Source organism: Phreatobacter sp., assembly GCF_016793595.1.
Lineage (GTDB): Bacteria > Pseudomonadota > Alphaproteobacteria > Rhizobiales > Phreatobacteraceae > Phreatobacter.
The window spans coordinates 24,483-45,855 of the sequence record NZ_JAEULY010000009.1; the positions used below are offsets into that span (position 1 = coordinate 24,483).

Genomic DNA, 21,373 nt, shown 5'->3' on the forward strand with positions numbered 1-21,373 from the left:
ATCGTCTCCCGACATCCCGGCAAATGCGTGGTCAATGCCGGTCTATCGTTGAGGATTCGATGCCCTCTTACAACAGGTGTGACAGAATTGTCACGCCAGATGTCGTCACGTCAGCGAGAGCCGAATTGCTAACGCGAGGTGCGAATGACCTGAATGTCGAGGTCGCGCACCTTCTTGCGCAGGGTGTTGCGATTGACCCCCAGCAGGTCGGCGGCCTTGATCTGGTTGCCGCGCGTCGCCGCCAGTGCCGCGGAGATCAGCGGGATCTCCACTTCACGCAGCACGCGGTGGTAGAGACCGGGCGGCGGCAGGTCATCACCGAAGCCCTTGAAATAGGCGCCCATGTGCCGCTCGACCGAGGCCATCAGCGTCTCGTCGTCGCGCGGCTCCTCGCTCGCCAGAGCCGGCTCAGGCGTCGACAGCTCGTTGTCGATGATCGCCGTGGTGATGATCTCCTGCGGGTAGAGCGCAGTGAGGCGGCGGATCAGGTTCTCCAGCTCGCGCACGTTGCCGGGCCAGCGATAGCGCTTCAGCTTTTCGAGCGCGGCCTGGTCGATCTGCTTGCTGGGAAGCCCTTCCCGCTCCGCCTGCGCGAAGAAGTGGCGGACGAGGTCCGGCACGTCGTCAGAGCGTTCGCGCAGCGGCGGCAGCCGCAGCGGCACGACATTGAGGCGGAAGAACAGGTCCTCGCGGAACATGCCCTGCTGGATCTGCTGGCGCAGGTCCTTGTTGGTGGCCGCGACGATACGGACATCGGCCTTGATCGGCGTGCGGCCGCCGACCGTGGTGTATTCGCCCTGCTGGAGCACGCGCAGCAGGCGCGTCTGCGCCTCCATCGGCATGTCGCCGATCTCGTCGAGGAACAGCGTGCCGCCCTCGGCCTGTTCGAACCGGCCGGGATTGCGCGACTGCGCGCCGGTGAAGGCACCCTTCTCGTGGCCGAACAATTCGCTCTCGATCAGGTCGCGCGGAATGGCCGCCATGTTGATGGCGACGAAGGGGCCGTTGCGCCGCTTGCCGTAGTCGTGGAGAGCGCGGGCGACCAACTCCTTGCCGGTGCCGCTCTCGCCGACGATCATGACCGTCAGATCGGTCTGCATCAGGCGCGCGAGCACGCGGTAGATGTCCTGCATGGCCGGCGAGCGGCCGACCAGCGGGATCATGTCGGTGTCGACCGGCAGGGCCTTGCCCGGTTTGCCCTTCGGTTCGGACAGGGCTCGTCCGACGATGGCCACCAGCTCCTTCAGGTCGAAGGGTTTCGGCAGGTAGTCGTAGGCGCCGCGCTCGGAAGCCTTGATCGCGGTCATGAAAGTGTTCTGCGCGCTCATGACCACGACCGGCAGGTCGGGCCGCAGCTTCTTCATGCGCGGCAGCAGGTCGAAGGCGTTCTCGTCCGGCATCACCACGTCGGTGATGACGAGGTCGCCGTCGCCCTGCGCAACCCATCGCCAGAGCGTCGTAGAGTTGCCGGTGAGGCGGACATCGTAACCCGCCCGCGACAGCGCCTGATTGAGCACCGTTCGGATGGCCGCGTCGTCGTCGGCGACCAGGATGGTTCCCGTCGGCATTGTTGTCCTCGTCAGGGTGCTCTGCGACCGTTGGCGTCGACCTGCGACACGCGCGCCATGGGCAGAAGGATGCGGAAACTGGTACGGCGCGGCTGGCTGTCGCATTCGACGATGCCGCCATGATCGCCGACGATCTTGGCCACGAGCGCGAGGCCGAGGCCGGAGCCCGAACTCTTGGTCGTCACGAAGGGGTCGAACAGGTGCGGCAGCAGGTCGTCGGGGACGCCCGGTCCGTTGTCACGGACGCAGACCTCGAGTGGCAGGCCGACGCGGCTGGTCGTGCCGGGCATGGTCAGGCGGACGCCCGGCCGGAACGCCGTCGTCAGCATGATCTCGCCGTCGGCGGCGTGATCGCCGATGGCCTCGGCGGCGTTCTTCACGAGGTTGAGGAAGACCTGGATGAGCTGGTCGCGGTTGCCAAAGACGGGGGGGAGCGAGGGGTCATATTCCTCGACGAAACGGATGTGCCGCGCAAAGCCAGACTGCGACAGCTTTTTCACGTGTTCGAGAACGACATGGATGTTGACGGGTTCGCGCTCGACCGGCCGCTCGTCGGAGAAGACCTCCATCCGGTCGACCAGTTTCACGATCCGATCGGCCTCGTCGCAGATCAGGCGGGTCAGCGTCCGGTCCTGATCGTCGACCGAGGCCTCAAGGAGCTGGGCCGCGCCCCGGATGCCGGACAAGGGGTTCTTGATCTCGTGCGCCAGCATGGAGGCAAGCGCGGTGACGGAGCGCGCTGCGCCGCGATGGGTCAGCTGGCGGTCCATCTTGTCGGCGATAGTGCGCTCCTGGAGCATGACCACGACCTCACCTGCCCGCTCCGGCACCGGCGCGACATAGATGTCGACGACGCGCTCATGACCGTTGCGGGGCGTGCCGAGATCGACCTTGTACTCGTTGACCGCCGCGTGGCGGTCGCGCACCTGCTCGATGAGGGCCAGCAGCGGGCTGCCGAAGGGCACGAGATCACGCAGGGCGTGGCGGCGCAGCACGGAGATGGAGGCCTGGAAGAAAGCTTCCGCCGCAGCGTTGCCGTCGACGACCATACCCGACGCCGAGACGCCGATGACGGGGTGAGGCAGAGCGTTGAGGATCGAGTCCTGAATGTCGAGGCGTGTGGCGGCAAGCGTCATGCGGCTGCCCTCCATGCAAAGGCGTCGAAATGCGCGGCGAGGCTGCGGACGACCGCGCGCGGATCGTTCGCGGTCAGAACCTCGGCGCGGGCGGCGGAAAGCTGCGCCACCGAGGCACAGGCACTGGCGGCCGCCGTGTCCAGCGCCCAGCCGAGGTGTTTGCGCGCGTGGCGCACGCCGACGGCAATGCCGTAATGGGCAAGCTGGTTCTCATAGAGCTCGGTGGCGATGGCGAGCTGTTCGGCCAGCGCAGGGTCGGCCGGAACTGCCTCGCCGGCGAGATGGGCCCCGACCTGCGCCGGGAACCACGGGCGCCCCTGCGCCCCGCGTCCGATCATCACGGCGTCGGCACCGGATGCCGCTAGCGCCTGGCCGACTTCGTCCAGCGCGGTCACGTCGCCATTGGCGACCAGCGGAACAGAAACGGCCTCCCGCACGGCGGCAATCGCCGCCCAGTCAGCTGAGCCCTTGTAGAACTGCTGGCGCGTGCGGCCGTGAACCGTGACCAGCGCGACGCCCAGCGCTTCGGCGCGGCGGGCAAGCTCCGGCGCGTTGATCGAGCCGTGGTCCCAGCCGAGCCGCATCTTCAGCGTCACTGGGGCATCGACCGCCGCGACCGTCGCGGCGATGAGCTTCTCGGCGTGATCGAGATCCCGCATCAGGGCGGAACCGGCATAGCCGCCAGTGACCCGCTTGGCCGGGCAGCCCATATTGATGTCGATGATGTCGGCGCCAGCCGCCACGGCGACGCGGGCGCCTTCCGCCATCCAATGGGGATCGCAACCGGCGATCTGCACCACGTGCAAGGCCAGCCCCTCGCCTTCGGCGCGCAGGCGCGCTTCTTCACCGCCGGCGGCCAGATCGTCGCCAGGGACCATCTCCGAAACGGTCCAGCCGATGCCAAAACGCGCCACCATGCGCCGGAACGGCGCGTCGGTTATCCCCGACATGGGCGCGAGGGCGACAGGGCTGGCTATGCCGAAGGGACCGATCGACAACGCCTGCTGTCGCGGCGTCGTGGTCGAAAGGTGGGCCATCTGTTTGCCTATTTCATGTGCTTCCAGAAATGTGCCTACAGTTTAGACATCATTTTTCGCAATGCACAAGAGCGCGTGCGCGTCTCTCCCGCGCAAGACACGACGTGGTGAACAGGCTAGAGGTCGCCATCGACGGGGGTAGGCAGGCATGGCGGAAGCGCGAAGAGTTGCGGCGCTGATCGTCGCGGCAGGGCGCGGGACGCGCGCCGGCGGCGAAGTTCCCAAGCAATATCGGCCGCTCGGCGGCGTGCCCGTGCTGGCACGCACGATCTCGGCTTTCGTCGATCATCCGGCCATCGACATCGTCCAGGTGGTGATCGACCCGGCGGACCGACCGCGCTACGACGCTTGTCTCCTGACCTCGGCGCGAATCGCTGCGCCGGTCGGTGGCGGTGCATCGCGACAGGCATCCGTTCTGGCCGGCCTTGAGGCGCTGGCGGCGCTGGCGGCTTCGCCGGATGTCGTGCTGGTTCATGATGCCGCCCGCCCCTTTGTATCCGCCGAGCTGATCGCGCGGTCATGCGCGGCGCTTCCGTCGGGCACCGTGGCGGCGGTTCCCGGCGTGCCGCTCGCCGACACGGTGAAGCAGGTCGATGGCGTGGACCGGGTCATGGCTACGCCCGATCGCTCGTCGCTGCGCGCGATCCAGACCCCTCAGGCTTTCGATTTCGCAAGTCTTCTCGACGCGCACCGGCGCGCCGCGTCGGTTCCGGGCCTTGCCGCCACCGACGATGCCGCGGTCATGGAATGGGCGGGCCACCCGGTGGCGGTCTTTGCCGGCGATGCCGGCAACGGCAAACTGACCCTGCCGGAGGATTTCGACGCCGCCGAGCGGCGTCTCGGAGGAGTTGCGATGACCGACATCCGCACGGGCCAGGGCTATGACGTCCACGCCTTCGCTCCCGGCGACCATGTCTGGCTGGGCGGCATCCGCATTCCGCATGAATGCGGTGTCATCGCGCATTCCGACGGCGACGTGGCGCTCCATGCCGCGACGGACGCCTTGCTCGGCGCCATCGGCGACGGCGATATCGGCACGCATTTCCCGCCAAGCGACCCGCAATGGCGCGGCGCCTCCTCCGACCGCTTCCTTGCCCATGCGGCGGCTCTCGTTGCGGCGCGCGGCGGCCGGATCGGCAATATCGACCTGACGATCGTCTGCGAAGCGCCGAAGATCGGTCCGCACCGTGAAGCAATCAGGGAACGCATCGCGGCTATCGTGGGCATTTCGGTCGATCGCGTATCGATCAAGGCGACCACCAGCGAGAAGATGGGTTTCACCGGCCGGCGCGAGGGCCTTGCCGCGCTCGCCCTTGCAACCGTGATCCTGCCCGGAGGCTGACATGGACGACGAGGCGCAAAGGCTCGCCGTGCAGGTGCTGGACGCCTGCCGGGAGCGCGGGTTGATGGTCGCGACGGCGGAGAGTTGCACCGGTGGCCTTGTCGCCGCGGCGCTGACCGCCATTCCCGGCTCGTCCACGGTGGTGGAACGCGGTTTCGTCACCTACACCAACGAGGCCAAGATCGAGATGCTGGGCGTGCGGGCGGCAATGATCGATGCGGTCGGCGCCGTCTCCCCCGAGACTGCCGAGGCAATGGCATGGGGAGCGCTGACGAACTCGCGGGCCCAGATCGCCGTTTCGGTGACGGGCATTGCCGGGCCAGGCGGCGCGACGGAGACCAAGCCGGTCGGGCTCGTCCACTTCGCCGCCGCGAGCGAGGATGGCCGGCTGGCGCGCCGCGAGGAGCGCTTCGGCGATATCGGGCGGGATGAAGTTCGTCGCAGGAGCGTCATCGTCGCCCTGCACCTGCTCCTGCTGATGGCTTCCGAACAGAAGCCACAGCAAGGCTAGCTGATGGCCGCGGCCCCCTGTGCGCCAAAAACCGCGTCGGCGCGCTTCTCGAAAGCTTCCGCGAAGCGTCGGAAGGCCGCGTCGAAGACCGCGCCCATGACGAGGGCCAGCGCCCGCGACTTGAACTCGTAGTCGATGGAGAAGGACACGATCGTCCCTTCGCCCTCCGGCGCGAAGCGCCAGTGGTTCTCGAGCCGCGAGAACGGTCCGTCGATATATTCGGCGATGATGTGGAGACGAGGCCGGTCCAGCGTCACCCGGCTGGTGAAGGTCTCGCGGATGATCTTGTAGGCGACGGTCATGTCGGCGACGAGAATCTCGACGCCGTCATCGCCGGCATTGACGCGCCTGCGGACCTTCAGCTTTTCGCAGAGCGGCACGAAGAGCGGATACTTGTCGACGTCGGCGACGAGGTCGAACATCTGGTCCGGCCGATGTCTGACGCGCCGCTCGGTCTTGAACACGGGCATGGATCAGGCCCCTACCCCGGCAAGAAACAGGTCAGCCTGCCGGCGCGCAGTAAAGGTGACGAGCCGCTGGTCCGGCCTGAGGCCGCTGAGAAACGCGACATCACCGGCCCGCCGCTTCGCGCGGTAGTCCCAGATCCAGCGCAGAAAGCCGAAATCGAGTTGCTCAGGGCAGCCGGCCGCCATTTCCGGCCGGACGCGACCGTAAGACCTGACGACACGTTTGAGGGCACCGGTCAGGCAGACGCCACGCGGCAGGTCGAACCAGAACACCGCATCGGCGCGCTCCCGGCGCAGTTCGCCGGCGTGGCCCTTGTAGTTGCCGTCCATGACCCAGGACGGCTTCCCTGCTTCCTCGGCCATTTTCGCCGCGAATTCCGTCTTGTCCGGCTCGACCCAGCCAGGCTTCCAGAACAGCGCATCAAGCGAAACGAACGGCAGTCCGAGCTTATGCGCGAGCGCCATGGCGAAGGTCGACTTGCCCGAACCCGAACAGCCCATCACCAGCACGCGCTGCATGGCGCGGTCAGCGGCCGAGCTTGCTCAGGCGCGCGGCCTTGAGCCGGGCGAAATCATCGCCGGCATGGTGCGACGAGCGCGTCAGCGGGCTCGACGACACCAGCAGGAAGCCCTTGGCCATGGCGATGGTCTCGAAGCCCTTGAACTCGTCGGGCGTGACGAAGCGCACGACCTCGTGATGCTTGCGGGTCGGCTGCAGGTACTGGCCGATGGTCATGAAGTCGACTTCCGCCGAGCGGAGGTCGTCCATGAGCTGCAGCACCTCGTTCCGCTCCTCGCCGAGGCCGACCATGATGCCGGACTTAGTGAAGATGGTAGGATCGAGCTCCTTCACCCGCTGGAGCAGGCGGATGGAGTGGAAATAGCGCGCGCCGGGCCGGACCTTGAGGTACTTCGAGGGCACGGTCTCCAGATTGTGGTTGAAGACGTCGGGTCGCGCGGCGACCACCACTTCCAGCGCGCCGTCCTTGCGCAGAAAGTCCGGCGTCAGGATCTCGATCGTGGTCTTCGGCGAGCGGCGGCGGATGGCGTGGATCACGTCGGCGAAATGCTGCGCGCCGCCATCGGCGAGATCATCGCGGTCGACCGAGGTGATGACAACGTGCTCGAGGCCGAGCTTCTCAACGGCGATGGCGGTGTGCTCGGGCTCGTTGGGATCGAGCGCGCCGGGCATGCCGGTCTTCACGTTGCAGAAGGAGCAGGCCCGCGTGCAGGTGTCGCCCATGATCATGAAGGTGGCGTGCTTCTTTTCCCAGCACTCGCCGATATTCGGGCAGCCAGCCTCCTCGCAGACGGTGACGAGGCCGTTTTCCTTCACGATCCTGTGGGTCTCCGCCCATTTCGGCGAACCCGGCGCCTTGACGCGGATCCATTCCGGCTTGCGCTGGATCGGCTGGTCGGGCCGATGCGCCTTTTCCGGGTGGCGGGGGCGTGAATCCCGCTTCAGCGTGTCGATGAGGGTGGCCATGGCGGATTCCGTGGAGCGGAAGGCATCATTAGGCGTTCGGAGCCCCATTTCGCAAGGGCGAAGGGCGCGGGGCGCACGGCTGCCCTCCGCTGGAGCAGCTGACTCTCAGTCAGCGGTTCAGGCGCGTCTCTGCGGATCAAACTGCTCGACGAAGCGGATGAGAGCCGCGACCGCGAGGCCCATATCCTCGACCGTGGCCGATTCCAGGGGATTGTGGCTGATGCCGCCCCTGCAGCGGACAAAAAGCATGGCGAAATCGGTCAGATGCGCGATGGACTGGCCGTCGTGCCCGGCGCCCGAGACAAGTCGCGGCGCAGGCAGGCCGAGCGATGTCAGGCTCTCGGCGAGACCATCCGCGACCCAGGGCGCGCAGGGCGCGGTCGGACAATCGTGGTAGGTGTCGAAGGCGACCGCGCACCCGCGGGCAGCGGCGAGCGCCTCGGACCGCGTCACGAACTCCCTCAGCGCTGCCAGTCTCGGCGGGTCGGAGGCCGCGCGCAGGTCAAGGACGAACTCGACGCGGTCGGGAATGACGTTGATCGCTCCCGGCATCACCTTGGTCTGGCCGACGGTCGCGACCATGGCCGCCTCTGGATGCGTCCTGGCGATGGCCTCTGCGGCCAGCATCATCTCGGACGCGGCGAGCAGCGCGTCCTGCCGTAGCGGCATGGGCACGGTGCCGGCGTGACCGGCCATGCCGGAGACGGTGACGCGGGTGCGGTTCTGGCCGGCAATGGACGTGACCACGCCGAGCGGCTGGTCGTCGTGCTCCAGCACGGGGCCTTGCTCGATATGGATCTCGACATAGGCCAGCGCCTCGTCCTTTCGCATCGCGGCGGTGGGAATGGCGGCGGGGTCGAGCCCATAGCCGCGCATGGCCTCTTCCAGCGTCACGCCGTCGCGGTCCGCGCCGGCCAGCCAGCGTTCCTCGAAGCGGCCGGCGAGCGCGGCCGAGGATGAGAGCACGGTCGGAAAGCGCACGCCCTCCTCGTCGCCGAAGGCCAGCACATCCACCGCGAAGGGAAAGCGCCTGCCGGCGTCGCGAAAATGCTCGACGGTAAGGATGCCGGCGACCACGCCGAGCATGCCGTCGTACTTGCCGGCATTGATCACGGTGTCGATATGCGAACCGATCAGCAGGCGCGGAACGACATTCGCGCCGGGCGTCTCGCCCTCCTTCGCGTAGTGCCCGCATACGGTGCCGAGGGCGTCCTCGGCGGTCTCCATGCCGGCTTCGGCCATCCATTGGCCGACGAGATGGGCGGCGCGCTTGTGCTCGGGCGTCAGGAACCGGCGGGTCAGCCGGTCCGGCTCCTCGGAGATGGCCGCCAGTTCCTCCAGCATGGCCTCGGCGCGCCGTCCGAGGCGTTCGGTGTCGAGCGCGGTCATCGCGGGGCCGCCAGATAGGCGCCGAGCTCGGCGCGTTCGGGATCGGTCATGCGCGTCTCGTTGCCGAGCGGCATGGCGTTGGACTGGACCGCCTGCTGGGCGATCGCGGCCGCGTGACGACGCAGATCGGCGGCCGTTTCGAGCGCGACGCCCTTCGGCGGCTCGGTGAAGCCCGGATGGCTCGGGCGGCGGGCATGGCAGGTGGCGCAGTGCTTCGCGGACAGTTCGAGCGCCCGCGCCTCGCTCACCTGTCCGGCTGCGGAGACATCGAGCTTCGGCCGCTGGCTGGTGATGAAAATGGTGCAGACCAGCGCGAAGGCGGCCACCGGTACGGCCCAGCCATAACTCTGCCACTCGTCGCCGGCCTCGTGGCGGTTCAGCGTGTGCTGGACGAGGGCTCCCATGACGAGGATGAAGGCGACGATCAGCCAGCCGTGGGGATGGCTGGTCAGCATCGGATAATGGTTCGACACCATCATCAACAGGACCGGCAGCGTCAGGTAATTGTTGTGTGTCGAGCGGGTCTTGCCGATCTTGCCGTATTTCGGGTCCGGCTTGCGGCCAGCGATCAGGTCGCCGACCACGATGCGCTGGTTGGGGATGATCACCAGGAAGACATTCGCCGCCATGATCGTGCCGACGAAAACGCCGACATGGATGAAGGCGCCGCGTCCCGAGAAGACCTGGCCGAACCCCCACGCCGCGCCGACGACCATGGCGAAGACCACGACGGCCAGCAGGGCGGGACGCGCGGCCAGCGGCGACTTGCAGAGCGCGTCATAGGCGAGCCAGCCGGCGACGATGGAGCCGAGCGACAGGGCAATGGCCTGCCACGGCTGGATATCGGCCACGGTCGGATCGATCAGGAAGCCGCGGGCGTTCAGGTAGTATTGCGCGACGAGCAGGGTGAAGCCCGATACCCAGGTCAGATAGGCGGCCCATTTGTGCCACAGCAGGTCGGGCGGCAGGTTGTCGGGCGCGACCAGGTATTTCTGCACGTGATAGAAGCCGCCGCCATGGACCTCCCACGCGACGCCGTCAGCCCCGGTTTCGCCCGGCCGCTTGGCCTTCAGGCTGTAGTCCAGCGACATGAAATAGAAGCTGGTGCCGATCCAGGTGATGCCCACCGTGATGTGGAACCACCGCGACAGGAGGTTGAACCAGTCGGCGGCGAGGGCAAAGTCCATGGAAAGTCCGCTCTGGATTGACTGTCAGGCGCGCCGCCGCGCTTCCGGCCTGTTCTGCCCGATGGATCGCGCTTCGCGCAAGGCCAGGCATTCCGCCGCCACCGATGCGGCGATGACCGCCGGTTCCTTGCCGCGGATGCCACCGATGCCGATGGGGCAACGCAGGTCACCAATCCGCCCCGCAGGCAGCCCGCGCTCGGCGAGGCGGCGCGCGAATCTGGCGCGCTTCGTCGCCGAGCCGATCAGCCCGACATGAACAACGCGGGCGCTCGAAAGGGCGGCAGCGACGATCTCGAGATCCAGCGCGTGGCTGTGGGTCATGACCAGCACCTGCGATCCAGCCGGGGCATGAGCGAGAATGTCGCTCCACGGCGCGCGGGTCGCCTCGACATTGACCGGGAGCGCGGCAGGGAAGGCGTTCTCCCGCTCGTCGTTCCAGACGACGCGGAACGGCAGCGGCGCCAGAGCCATGACCAGCGCGCGCCCCACATGGCCCGCGCCGAACAGCAGGATTGCCGCCGCATGCTCGCTGAAATGCTCGACGAAATGTGCGGTCCCGGGGCGATCGACCGAAGCGTCCGCTCCGACGATGCGCCGTTCGTAGCGATCCGCGACGAGGGTCGCCTCGACAGCGAGCGGCCCGCTTCGTTCCGCCGTTGCGAGCAGACTCACCTGCGCGACATCCGTTCGGTCGAAGACCTCTATCGCCAGAGTGACCCGCCCGCCGCAGCACTGGCCGAGATCCGGGCCGAGAGACTGGTCGACGAGGCGCGCGGCACGCTCGCCCCTCGCCAGCATCGCCTGCGCCCTGGCCAGCACCTGCCATTCGAGCGTGCCGCCGCCGATGGAGCCCGAGAAGGCGCCATCCGGCCGCACGATCATGCGCGCGCCGGCTTCGCGCGGCACGGACCCTTGCGTCGCCAGCACGCTGACGAGGGCGCAGGCGCCGTACGCCTCGATCATCGCCTCGATCCGCGGCCAGACCTCCATGTCAGGAGCCTCCCGCAAGCTGCGTCTCGCAGGCGAACAGGATCGCCTCGGGCGTCGCCGGCGCGTCGAGCGCGACAGCCCGGCCCGGCCGGATCGCGTGGACCGCGTCGGCGATGGCGGAGAAGACAGAGATCGCCAGCATCAGCGGCGGCTCGCCGACCGCCTTGGACCGGTAGATCGTATCCTCACGATTGGCATTGTCGAAGAAGGCGACACGGAAATCCGCAGGCACGTCCCGCGCGGTCGGTATCTTGTAGGTCGACGGCGCATGGGTCCTGAGCCGGCCCTTCGCGTCGAAGACCAACTCCTCCATGGTCAGCCAGCCCATGCCCTGCACGAAACCGCCTTCGATCTGGCCGATATCGATGGCCGGGTTCAGCGAGCGCCCGACATCGTGAAGGATGTCGACGCGGTCCAGCGTGAACTCGCCGGTCAGCGTGTCGATGGTCACCTCCGAGCAGGAGGCGCCATAGGCGAAGTAGAAAAACGGCCTGCCGGTGCCGCTGGCCCGGTCCCAGGTGATCTTCGGCGTCGCGTAGTAGCCGGCTGCCGACAGATGGGTGCGAGCGAGATAGGCCTTCTTCACGGCCTCTCCGAAGCCCATGGCATGCTCGCCCGAAACCACCTGGTCGTTGCGGAACCGCACCGTATCGACCGGCACCTGCCAGTACCGCGCCATGAACCCAGCGAGCCGTTCCCTGATTTCAGCGGCAGCGTTGCGCGCCGCCATGCCGTTCATGTCGGTGCCGGAGGAAGCCGCGGTCGGCGACGTGTTCGGCACCTTGCCGGTATGGGTCGCGGTGATGCGCACGCGGTCGAGCGCGATGCCGAACTCCTCGGCCACGACCTGCGCCACCTTGACGAAAAGCCCCTGCCCCATTTCGGTGCCGCCATGGTTCAGATGAACCGAGCCGTCCTGATAGACATGGACCAGCGCGCCGGCCTGATTGAGAAAAGTCGTGGTGAAGGAGATACCGAACTTCACGGGCGTCAGCGCCAGACCCTTTTTCAGCACGCGCGACGCAGCGTTGAAGGCGGTGACCTCGGCGCGCCGGGCGCGGTAGTCGCAGCTGCCTTCGAGCTGGCGCATGATCTCGCCCGCGACATTGTCCTCCACGGTCATGCCAAAAGGCGTGACGTTGTGGTCGTCGGTCCCGTAGAGGTTGGCATAGCGGATATCGAGCGGATCACGGCCGGTCGCCCAGGCAATCCGGTCCATCAGATGTTCGGCGAAGACCATGCCCTGCGGCCCGCCGAACCCCCGGAACGCCGTGTTCGACACCGTGTTCGTCTTCATCCGGCGGGAATGGATAACGACGTTGGGATAGAAATAGGCATTGTCGGCGTGGAACATCGTCCGGTCGTTGATCGACGAGGACAGGTCGTGGCTGTAGCCGCAGCGGCTGGCGAACCCGACCTCGACGGCCGAAAGACGGCCTTCGGCATCATGAGCCGCGCGATAGGTCGCGAGGAAATCGTGGCGCTTGCCGGTCATGGCGAAGTCGTCGTCACGGTCGAGGCGCAGCTTGCACGGACGGCCTGTCACCTTCGCCGCCAGCGCCGCCATCGCGGCCCAATGGCTCGCCTGGCTCTCCTTGCCGCCAAAGCCGCCCCCCATGCGGCGCACCTCGACCTCGACGGCGGCATCCGGGATGCCGAGGACACGAGCGACAACGTGCTGCACCTCGCTCGGATGCTGGGTGGAGGAATGGACGGTGAACGTGCCGTCTTCCTGCGGCACCGCCAGCGCGACCTGCCCCTCCAGGTAGAAGTGCTCCTGACCGCCGATCCGCAAGGCGCCTTCCAGCGTCCTGTCGGCATTCCGCAGGATCTCGGCGCTGTCGCCGCGCCGAAACGCATAATCCGGCATGATGTCGGCATCGGCGGCGAGCGCGTCATCCACCGAGACCAGCGGGACCTCCTCGGCGATCTCGATCACCGCCTTCGCGACGGCTCGCCGCGCGGCATCGCGGGTTAGGGCGACGACCGCGAAAAGCGGCTGAAGGTGGAACTCGACGCCGTCCGTTGCGAAGAGCGGGTCGTCGCCCGCAACCGGGCTGACATCGTTGGCGGCGGGAATGTCGGCAGCGGTCAAGACAGCCACGACGCCGTCGGCGGCGCTGACCGCCCCGAGATCGAGCCGGACAATGCGGCCACGGGCCGCGGGCGAGCCTCCCGGCGCGACATGCAACGTGCCTTCGGGCTCACGGATGTCGTCGATGTAGGGCGCGGAACCCTGAACATGACGATCGGCCGCGTCGTGCTTCAGCGGCCGGTGAACATGGCGCAGCGCCCCGAGGTCACGGTCATGCCGCATGATGCGCCTCGCGAAGATGAGCGATGCGGGTTTCGTTCCGCGACCCTGCGGCGATCTCCATGATCGCCTTGCGGATCAGGTTGCCGGCGACGGTCAGACGATAGCGCGCCGAAGCGCGATGGTCGTCCATCGGCGTGAAATCCTCGCCGATCCGCGCGACAGCGGTGGTGACGGCTGCCTCGTCATCGATCGACATGCCGGTCAAGGCCGCCTCAACCGCCCCGGCGCGTTTGGGAATGCCCGCGAGCCCGCCAAACGCTATGCGCGCCGAGGCGATGCGGCGGCCCTCGAGGCCGATTTTCAGCGCGCCCATGACCGAGGAAATGTCCTGGTCGTTGCGCTTGGCGATCTTGAAGGCGCGAATGTGGTCGCCGACCTCGGGTCTCGGCACGGTGACATGGGTGACGATCTCGCCCACCGCCCGATCCTGCTTCCCGTAAGCGAGGAAAAACCGCTCCAGCGGCAGGCTGCGCGCCTGCTCTCCATGACGCAGGTGAAGCGCGGCCCCGAGCGCGATCAGCAGAGGCGGGCTGTCCCCGATGGGCGAGCCATTGGCGATGTTGCCGCCGATCGTGCCGGCCGCCCGCACCTGCGCCGAGCCGAGCCTGTCGGCCCAGATCCCGATGTCGGGATCGAAAGCAGCAAGCGCTTCCTGCGCCCCGGCATAGGTCACGGCCGCTCCAATCGTGAGGCCGTCCTTGCCTTGCTCCAGCCGAAGCAGTTCCCGCACCCGCCCGGTATGGATGATCTTCGGCAGAGCGCGGAGTTGCTTGGTGATCCAGAGCCCGACATCGGTCGCACCGCCGACCAGCGTGGCGTCGGGGTGGCGGACCGCCAGCGCGCACAGCGCATTCAGAGAGGCGGGCGCGGCGAAAAACGAGTTTTCGCTGCCGAGGAACAGGTCAGCCTCATCCGCGAGATCGCCGAGTGCGGTGGCCGTCGCGGCGGCGGCCGACACGAACCGGTCACGGGCCGGCTGGCCGCAGGCCTCGAGCGCGGCATCGACGATCGGCCGGTAGCCGGTGCACCGGCAGAGGTTGCCGGCGATTCGGGTCAGCACGGCCTCGCGGCCGCCCGTCACCGCGCCGCCGTCCTGATAGAGCGTGAACAGGCTCATGACGAAGCCCGGCGTGCAGAAGCCGCATTGCGAGCCGTGATGGTCGACCATGGCCTGCTGGACCGGGTGCAGATGCCCGCCCGTCGTCAGATCCTCGATGGTGACGAGTTCCGCGCCGTCGATCTGGCCGAGCAGCAGGATGCAGGCATTGGCGGGCTCGTAGACGAGCCTGCCCTCCTTGACCCGCCCAAGTGCGACGGTGCAGGCGCCGCAATCGCCCTCGCCGCAACCTTCCTTCGTGCCGGTCAGCCGCCTGTCGAGCCGAAGCCAGTCAAGCACCGTCGTCATCGGCGGCAGATCATCGATTTCGACGACCCTGCCCTGATGCACGAAACGGAGCGGGCGCTGGCGGGTATGCCCGGTCATGAAAGTCCTTCGCCTTCGGTCATTCGGAATCTGATTTCAGCACGGCCGCGAGCGGTTTGCACCGCGAAAGAATGGCCGGCCTGCGCGGCCTCTGCGTAGTTCCCCTGACGCGCCGGGCGCGGCCGCTTTCCTAGGCTTTCGAGGTTCCCCCGCGAGTCGCCCAACCGCCCTTGCAAGCGGGCTGGCGCGATTCAGCCACGGCCTCTGCCATGACGACAATCGCATCAGTGCAACCTTCCCTCGCCGAACTGTTCACGCCCAAGCTCGTGACGACGCTGCGCGAGGGCTACGGTTCGAGCGACCTTCGTCGCGACGCCATTGCCGGCCTGACCGTCGCGATCGTCGCCCTGCCGCTCTCCATGGCCATCGCCATCGCCTCGGGCACGACACCCGATCGCGGGCTCGTGACGGCGGTGATCGGCGGTTTCATCATTTCCGCGCTCGGCGGCTCGCGGTTCCAGATCGGCGGCCCGGCCGGCGCGTTTATCCCGCTGGTGGCGACGACGATCGCCGTCCACGGCTATGAGGGGCTTGCCATCGCGACCTTCATGGCCGGGCTGATTCTGGTGCTGATCGGCGCGCTGCGGCTTGGCACCTACATCAAGTACATTCCCTACCCCGTGACTGTCGGCTTCACCGCCGGCATCGCCGTCATCATCTTCGTCGCGCAGCTTCGCGACCTGCTCGGCCTGACGCTGGACAAGGCCGAACCGGCGGAGATGCTGCACAAGCTTCCGGTGCTCTGGAGCGCCCTTCCGAGCACCAATGTGGCCGCCATCGGCATCGCGGCTCTCGCCCTTGCCATCATTGTCGCGATCCGCCGGCTTCGCCCGGCCCTGCCCGCCCTGCTCATCGCGGTCGTGGCCGGCTCCGGTGCCGCGATCCTCTTGTCCCTGCCGGTCGAGACCATTGCGTCGCGGTTCGGCACCCTGCCGACAGGCATCTCCTATCAGGGCCTGCCGGGTCTCTCTCTCAATCGCATCCGGGAGCTGATCGTGCCGGCGATAGCGATCGCGATGCTCGGTGGCATCGAATCGCTGCTTTCGGCGGTCGTCGCCGACGGTATGACCGGCCGTCGGCACCGCTCCAATTGCGAACTGGTGGCGCAGGGCCTCGCCAACATGGCGTCGGCCCTCTGTGGCGGTATTCCCGTAACGGGGACGATTGCGCGAACAGCAACGAATGTGCGCGCTGGCGCGCGCGGTCCCATTTCCGGCATGCTCCACTCGCTGTTCCTGCTGGCCTTTCTCGTCGTCGCCGGCAACTGGATGGGCTACGTGCCGCTGGCGGTGCTTGCGGCGGTTCTCGTCGTCGTCGCGTGGGGCATGGCCGAGAAGCGCGAGTTCCTCTCGCTGCTGCGCGCATCGCGCGGTGACGCCGTGGTGCTGCTGGCGTCGTTCCTGCTCACGGTCTTCGTCGATCTTACCGCCGGAATCGGCGTTGGAATCGTGCTGGGTTCGCTGCTGTTCATGCACCGCATGGCAGAGGCCATCGAGGTCCGCACGGCGACGCGCATGGTCGAGGAGGACACGGCGGACGATCCGGCCGGGCGGCCGGCCTATGACACGCGGCGCGGGGCGGACGAGGATGTCGTGATCTACCGTCTCAGCGGCGCGTTCTTCTTCGGTGCGGCGGCGACTGTCGGCGCGGTCTTCGACCGCATCGGCCGATCGCCGAAGGTCTTCATCCTCGACATGGCCGGCGTGCCCTTCCTCGACACGACCGGGGCCTACACGCTGGAAACTGCGGTCCACAAGCTGGAACATGGCGGGACGGCGGTCATCATCGCAGGCGCGCGCGAGCCGATTGCGCGGACCCTCGCCCATTTCGGCCTCGTGGAGCCACGGATCGGGATCGCACCGACGGTCGAGGCCGCCCTCGCCACCGCCCGCCAACGATTGGCTGCCGGTTAACCCGCGGGCGGAGAGCCGGAGGAGCCGCGTCTGGAGCAGCCGCCCCGGCGGTGCTAGAAGCGCGGCGGGAGAGGACCATGGCATCGGCAACCCAAGCGGATCGTCGCGTGATCATCGTCGGCGGAGGGCCGGCGGGACTGTTCGCGGCCCTCGCGCTGAAACATGCCGGCCTCTCGCCCACCCTCGTTGCGCCGCGCATGGATGGGCCCGGCGATCCGCGCTCCAGCGCGCTGCTCGGCGGTTCGGTGCGAGCACTGGAGAGACTCGGCGTCTGGGCACGCGTGGCGGAGAAGGCCGCGCCGCTCCGCCTCATGCGGCTCGTCGACGATACCGGCGGCCTCGTACGCGCACCGCTGTTCGAGGGCCGCAGCGAGGAGATCGGCCTCGATGCTTTCGGCTACAACCTGCTCAACCGCGATCTGAACGAGGGTCTGCGCGACGCCGTCGCCGCGGCCGCCATCCCGGTCGTCGAGGACAAGGCGGTCGATGTTGCGCTGGATGCCGATGCGGCGACCGTGACGCTTGCCTCCGCCCGGTCGATCTCCGCGCCGCTGGTCGCGGGCGCCGACGGGCGCGCGTCCCTCGTTCGGGCGGCCGCAGGCATCGACGTGGTTACGACCCGCTACCCGCAGACTGCCGTGACCGCCAACTTCCATCATTCGCGTCCGCATGACGACGCCTCGACCGAATTCCATACGCCGACCGGGCCGTTCACCCTCGTGCCCCTGCCCGGCGACCGCTCGAGCCTCGTCTGCGTCGTGACGCCAGCCGAGGCGGACCGGCTTCTCGCCATGGATGACACCGCGTTCTCGCGCGAGATCGAGCGCCGCTCGCAGGCGATCCTCGGCAAGGTGAGCGTTGAGCCCGGCCGCGGCCGTTTCGATCTGTCGGCCATGACGCCACGCAGTTTCGCTGGCCGCCGCGCCGTCCTGATCGGTGAGGCCGCCCATGTCGTACCGCCCATCGGCGCGCAGGGCCTGAATCTCGGATTGCGCGATGGCGCGGCCCTCGCCGACTGTCTCTCGGACGCCATTTCCGCCGGCGCCGACATCGGAAGCCCCGATGCGCTCGCGGCCTACGACCGCGCCCGCCGCGCCGACATCGTCAGCCGTACCTTCGCCATCGATGCGCTTAACCGGTCGCTGCTGTCGCCGTTCATGCCGGTGCAGGCGTTGCGTGGCGCCGGTCTCTGGCTGATGGACCGCGTCGGGCCTGTGCGGCGCGCCTTCATGCGCGAGGGGCTGGCCCCGGCCATGGCCGAGCCGCGGCTGATGCGCGAGGCGGCTGCAGACGCCGCCTGATGCTCAGAACGGGTGGATCGGCAGCAGGCCGTTCTTCACGAGGTAGAGCACGCTGGTCAGCGTCACGACCGAGACGACGGTGCCGAGCAGGACGGCGTTCGAGGCCTCCTCGACCCAGGTGTCGTATTGCCGGGCGATGATGAAGACATTCAGCGCCGGCGGCAGGCAGGCCATCAGAGCGGCCGTGTAGATCCACGAGGTTTCGAAGCGGCCGAGCGCGGCCAGGATCACGATCACCAGAACCGGGTGAACGATCAGCTTCAGCGCGAGGATCGGCGAGATCGAGGCCGCGACCTTGGCCAGCGCCGTGAAGCTCTCCATGCGCAGCGCGACGGTCACGCCGAGCGTGAACAGGGCGACCGGCGCCGCCGCCGACTGAAGGAAGCCGAGCAGGCGGTCGAGCATTTCGGGCGGATCGAATTGGATGAAGGCGGAAATCACCCCCGCGACCGTCGCAATGATGAACGGGTGGGTGGCGATCTTCCTGGCGACCTCGGCAAGCACCGACAAGGCCGAGCGGCGCTCGGTGCCGGCCAGCGCCATGAGCAGCGGCACGAGCGAGAACAGCAGGATGTTGTCGAAGCAGAAGATGAGCGCCACCGGCACTGCTGCGTCGGGGCCGATCGTCGAGAAGGCGAGTCCCGGCCCCATATAGCCGATATTGCCGTAGGCCGCGCACACACCCGCGACCGTCGCATGCCGCATGTGGCCCTTGGAGCGAAGCATCACATAGGCGAAACCGAGCACGAAAACGATCGATGTCGCCAGCGTCGTGCCCGCCACGAACGGCACGTTGTTGAGCTTTTCCAGCGGGGTCTTGGCGAGGATGCGGAAGAACAGCGCCGGCAATGCGATGTAGATCAGGAAGAAATTCATCCAGCCGAGCCCGGATTCCGGGATCGGCGTGCCGCGCCAGGCCTTGAACCGCGCGGTCAGGAAGCCGAGCGCGATCAGGCCGAAAAACGGCATGGCGAGGTTGAGAACCTGGATCATGGCCTCATGCGCTAGCGTTGCGGCAGAGGTCCGTCAACGCGCCAGGCCACAGAACGTCCTGGCGAAGCGGCTAATGCAGGCCGGATCTGCGCGCGCGATACTCGCCCTCATCGTCGCGCTCGAAGACCTCGTCCACCTGCGGATGGCGAACCGGATCGCCGCTGGTGTCCGCCTCGAGATTCTGCTCCGAAACGTAGGCGACATATTCGCTGTCGGCGTTCTCGGCGAAGAGGTGGTAGAATGGCTGGTCCTTCTTGGGGCGTATTTCCTTCGGAATCGACTCGTACCATTCGTCCGTGTTGGAGAAGGTCGGGTCGACATCAAACACCACGCCCCGGAACGGATAGAACCGGTGGCGGACGACCTGTCCGATCTTGAACTTTGCGGTCCGCGGCTTGTCGATCACGGTATCTGGCGCCCGAATTTTGCCGGCTGATGCGAGGCCGGGGACCAAATCCCCATCGACGGACGATGTCAACCTTCGATAGGCCGGCCAGCCCCGGTTCGCCCGGCGCCGCCGGATCGCTCGTCCCCTTTCATTCCATCAGCCTCCACAAGCAGTACCCAGATGTTGACGCCGGCCCGGTGTTGAGCTCATTGTTGCAACTCATTTGCATGAGCAATGGAGGAAATCTCGTGCCTGTCGCCTCTCGATCGTCACAGCGGTCCGTTCGGCATGTTCTCGCGGCCGCGCTGCTCGCTGCATGCGCTACCTTCCAGGTTGCTCCGGCGTCGGCGGAGAGTCGCTTCTTCACCGTGCTGGCCGTCGAGCCGCGCGGCGGCGTGACCACGGATCGCGAGCCGTTCCCCGCTCAGCCCCTGCCCGGCGGCAGCGGATACGTCACCAACCCGCCGAACGCACAGGGACGCTGGGAGGTCAGCGCCTATGTCTGGCAGCCGAGCCAGATCGTTGTGAACCAGGGCGACGAGGTCACGCTCGAATTCGTCGGGATCAACGGCGCGGAACACCCGACCACGATCACCGCCTTCGGGCAGAGCTTCACACTGAAACGGGGCCACGCGCACCGCGTGACGTTTCGCGCCGACAGGGCCGGCATGTTTGGCTTCGTGTGCGGCACGCACCAGCCGTCGATGACCGGCTCGCTGGTCGTACTGCCGAAACCGTAAGCCGTCAGAGCGCGTAGCGGCTGGCGCAATCCGGGTCCTTGGACGCCACGATCTTCGCGAGATCGACGATGACCTTGGCCTGTTTCCAGGTGGCGTCGTCCTGCATCTTGCCGTCGATCATCACCGCTCCGCTGCCATCAGGCATGGCGGCAAGGATCTTCGCCGCGAAGGCGACCTCGCCCGGATCGGGTGAGAAAACCCGCTTGGCGATGTCGATCTGCGTCGGATGCAGCGTCCATGCGCCGGCGCAGCCCATCAGGAAGGCGTTGCGGAACTGGGTTTCGCAGGCCAGCGGATCCGAGAAGTCGCCAAACGGGCCGTAGAAGGCCTTGAGACCGTTGGCGGCGCAGGCATCGACCATCTTGGCCAGCGTGTAATGCCAGAGGTCCTGCTGATAGACCGCGCGCGGCGCATCGCCGGCCGCGTCCGCCACCACCTTGTACTCGGGATGGCCGCCGCCCACCCGCGTGGTCTTCATCGCGCGCGAGGCGGCGAGATCGGCAGGTCCAAGGCTCATGCCGTGCATGCGCGGCGAGGCCGAGGCGATGTCGTCGACGTTCTTGACGCCCTCGGCCGTCTCCAGAATGGCGTGGATCAGGATCGGCTTGGTCACCTGGTGCTTGGCTTCGAGCTGGGCGAGCAGCTGGTCGAGATAGTGGATGTCCCAGGCGCCCTCGACCTTCGGCAGCATGATGACGTCGAGCTTGCGGCCGACCGAACCGACGATCTCCGTAAGGTCGTCGAGAATCCAGGGTGAATTGAGCGCGTTGACGCGCGTCCACACTCCGGTCGTACCGAAGTCAGTCGCCTGAACCATCTCGATGAAGCCGCGCCGCGCCGCTTCCTTGGCGTCGAGCGGGATGGCGTCCTCGAGATTGCCCAGAACAACATCGACCGACTTCGCGAGCTCCGGCACTTTCGCGCGCACCTTCTCCATGTGCGGCGGCACGAAATGGATCATGCGCTCAAGGCGAACGGGTAGCTCGCGGAACGGCTCCGGCGCGCCGATGGCGAGCGGCTTGTAGATGTTGCGCGGCAGCTTCATGGCGCCCTCCCCTGATGCCCTCGGGTTAGCCGGTTCCGTTGCCGCGCACAATTCCGTGGAAGGGCGGATGCTGCACCGCA

Annotated in this window: 19 protein-coding genes; 5 read left to right on the forward strand and 14 right to left on the reverse strand. The window is 67.4% G+C overall.

Translation table 11 applies throughout. The features are described from left to right. Positions 1 to 128 precede the first annotated feature (128 nt). The 3 genes from ntrC to dusB are packed head-to-tail and all read right to left on the reverse strand — an operon-like array spanning position 129 to position 3,741. Positions 129 to 1,568: a nitrogen regulation protein NR(I) gene (gene ntrC / locus JNK84_RS11080; RefSeq protein ID WP_293424015.1), complete on the reverse strand. Its 1,440-nt coding sequence runs from the start codon at positions 1,566 to 1,568 to the stop codon at positions 129 to 131. A gap of 11 nt (positions 1,569 to 1,579) precedes the next feature. Beyond that, entirely contained in the window at positions 1,580 to 2,704 is a 1,125-nt protein-coding gene (locus JNK84_RS11085; protein WP_293424017.1) for a two-component system sensor histidine kinase NtrB, read from the reverse strand. Continuing rightward, entirely contained in the window at positions 2,701 to 3,741 is a 1,041-nt protein-coding gene (dusB, locus tag JNK84_RS11090; RefSeq protein WP_293424019.1) for a tRNA dihydrouridine synthase DusB, read from the reverse strand. Before dusB ends, JNK84_RS11085 begins: the two co-directional genes overlap by 4 nt. A gap of 148 nt (positions 3,742 to 3,889) precedes the next feature. Here dusB and JNK84_RS11095 point away from each other — a divergent pair, with 148 nt between their 5' ends. Beyond that, the gene (locus tag JNK84_RS11095) at positions 3,890 to 5,083 is read left to right on the forward strand and encodes a bifunctional 2-C-methyl-D-erythritol 4-phosphate cytidylyltransferase/2-C-methyl-D-erythritol 2,4-cyclodiphosphate synthase (protein WP_293424021.1); all 1,194 of its coding nucleotides are present in this window, start codon (positions 3,890 to 3,892) and stop codon (positions 5,081 to 5,083) included. A gap of 1 nt (position 5,084) precedes the next feature. Then, positions 5,085 to 5,594, forward strand: coding sequence for a CinA family protein (locus tag JNK84_RS11100; RefSeq protein WP_441343231.1), 510 nt, complete (start codon positions 5,085 to 5,087; stop codon positions 5,592 to 5,594). Here JNK84_RS11100 and JNK84_RS11105 read toward each other — a convergent pair. From JNK84_RS11105 to xdhA, 8 genes are all read right to left on the reverse strand, one after another. Beyond that, on the reverse strand, positions 5,591 to 6,064 hold the full coding sequence (locus tag JNK84_RS11105; protein ID WP_293424023.1) for a type II toxin-antitoxin system RatA family toxin: 474 nt from the start codon (positions 6,062 to 6,064) through the stop codon (positions 5,591 to 5,593). The genes JNK84_RS11100 and JNK84_RS11105 overlap by 4 nt on opposite strands. Positions 6,065 to 6,067: 3 nt before the next feature. Further along, positions 6,068 to 6,580: a DNA topology modulation protein gene (locus JNK84_RS11110; protein ID WP_293424025.1), complete on the reverse strand. Its 513-nt coding sequence runs from the start codon at positions 6,578 to 6,580 to the stop codon at positions 6,068 to 6,070. 7 nt (positions 6,581 to 6,587) lie between these two features. Then, positions 6,588 to 7,547, reverse strand: a complete 960-nt coding sequence (gene lipA / locus JNK84_RS11115; protein WP_293424027.1) for a lipoyl synthase — start codon at positions 7,545 to 7,547, stop codon at positions 6,588 to 6,590. A 117-nt stretch (positions 7,548 to 7,664) separates the two neighbouring features. After that, the gene (locus JNK84_RS11120; protein ID WP_293424029.1) at positions 7,665 to 8,936 is read right to left on the reverse strand and encodes an allantoate amidohydrolase; all 1,272 of its coding nucleotides are present in this window, start codon (positions 8,934 to 8,936) and stop codon (positions 7,665 to 7,667) included. Next, the gene (locus JNK84_RS11125) at positions 8,933 to 10,123 is read right to left on the reverse strand and encodes a urate hydroxylase PuuD (protein WP_293424031.1); all 1,191 of its coding nucleotides are present in this window, start codon (positions 10,121 to 10,123) and stop codon (positions 8,933 to 8,935) included. The genes JNK84_RS11120 and JNK84_RS11125 overlap by 4 nt, the downstream gene beginning before the upstream one ends. 24 nt (positions 10,124 to 10,147) lie before the next feature. Further along, on the reverse strand, positions 10,148 to 11,113 hold the full coding sequence (xdhC, locus tag JNK84_RS11130) for a xanthine dehydrogenase accessory protein XdhC (RefSeq protein ID WP_293424033.1): 966 nt from the start codon (positions 11,111 to 11,113) through the stop codon (positions 10,148 to 10,150). Position 11,114: 1 nt separating this feature from the next. Beyond that, positions 11,115 to 13,430, reverse strand: coding sequence for a xanthine dehydrogenase molybdopterin binding subunit (gene xdhB / locus JNK84_RS11135; RefSeq protein ID WP_293424035.1), 2,316 nt, complete (start codon positions 13,428 to 13,430; stop codon positions 11,115 to 11,117). Continuing rightward, entirely contained in the window at positions 13,420 to 14,913 is a 1,494-nt protein-coding gene (gene xdhA / locus JNK84_RS11140) for a xanthine dehydrogenase small subunit (protein WP_293424037.1), read from the reverse strand. Before xdhA ends, xdhB begins: the two co-directional genes overlap by 11 nt. A gap of 209 nt (positions 14,914 to 15,122) precedes the next feature. Here xdhA and JNK84_RS11145 point away from each other — a divergent pair, with 209 nt between their 5' ends. Further along, positions 15,123 to 16,826 (forward strand): SulP family inorganic anion transporter, encoded by a 1,704-nt coding sequence (locus JNK84_RS11145; RefSeq protein WP_293424039.1) that lies wholly within the window; start codon positions 15,123 to 15,125, stop codon positions 16,824 to 16,826. A 77-nt stretch (positions 16,827 to 16,903) separates the two neighbouring features. Then, entirely contained in the window at positions 16,904 to 18,127 is a 1,224-nt protein-coding gene (locus JNK84_RS11150; RefSeq protein ID WP_293424041.1) for a UbiH/UbiF family hydroxylase, read from the forward strand. 3 nt (positions 18,128 to 18,130) lie between these two features. On the opposite strand, the gene JNK84_RS11155 is transcribed toward JNK84_RS11150, so the two are convergent. After that, complete coding sequence (locus JNK84_RS11155) at positions 18,131 to 19,120, reverse strand: AEC family transporter (RefSeq protein ID WP_293424043.1); 990 nt, start codon at positions 19,118 to 19,120, stop codon at positions 18,131 to 18,133. Positions 19,121 to 19,190: 70 nt separating this feature from the next. Further along, complete coding sequence (gene hspQ / locus JNK84_RS11160; RefSeq protein ID WP_293424927.1) at positions 19,191 to 19,523, reverse strand: heat shock protein HspQ; 333 nt, start codon at positions 19,521 to 19,523, stop codon at positions 19,191 to 19,193. A 68-nt stretch (positions 19,524 to 19,591) separates the two neighbouring features. Here hspQ and JNK84_RS11165 point away from each other — a divergent pair, with 68 nt between their 5' ends. Further along, positions 19,592 to 20,248: a cupredoxin domain-containing protein gene (locus JNK84_RS11165; protein ID WP_293424045.1), complete on the forward strand. Its 657-nt coding sequence runs from the start codon at positions 19,592 to 19,594 to the stop codon at positions 20,246 to 20,248. A 4-nt stretch (positions 20,249 to 20,252) separates the two neighbouring features. Here JNK84_RS11165 and JNK84_RS11170 read toward each other — a convergent pair whose 3' ends face one another. Then, a complete protein-coding gene (locus JNK84_RS11170; RefSeq protein WP_293424047.1) occupies positions 20,253 to 21,293 on the reverse strand; it encodes an HpcH/HpaI aldolase/citrate lyase family protein in 1,041 nt (346 codons plus the stop codon). Positions 21,294 to 21,373: the final 80 nt, after the last annotated feature.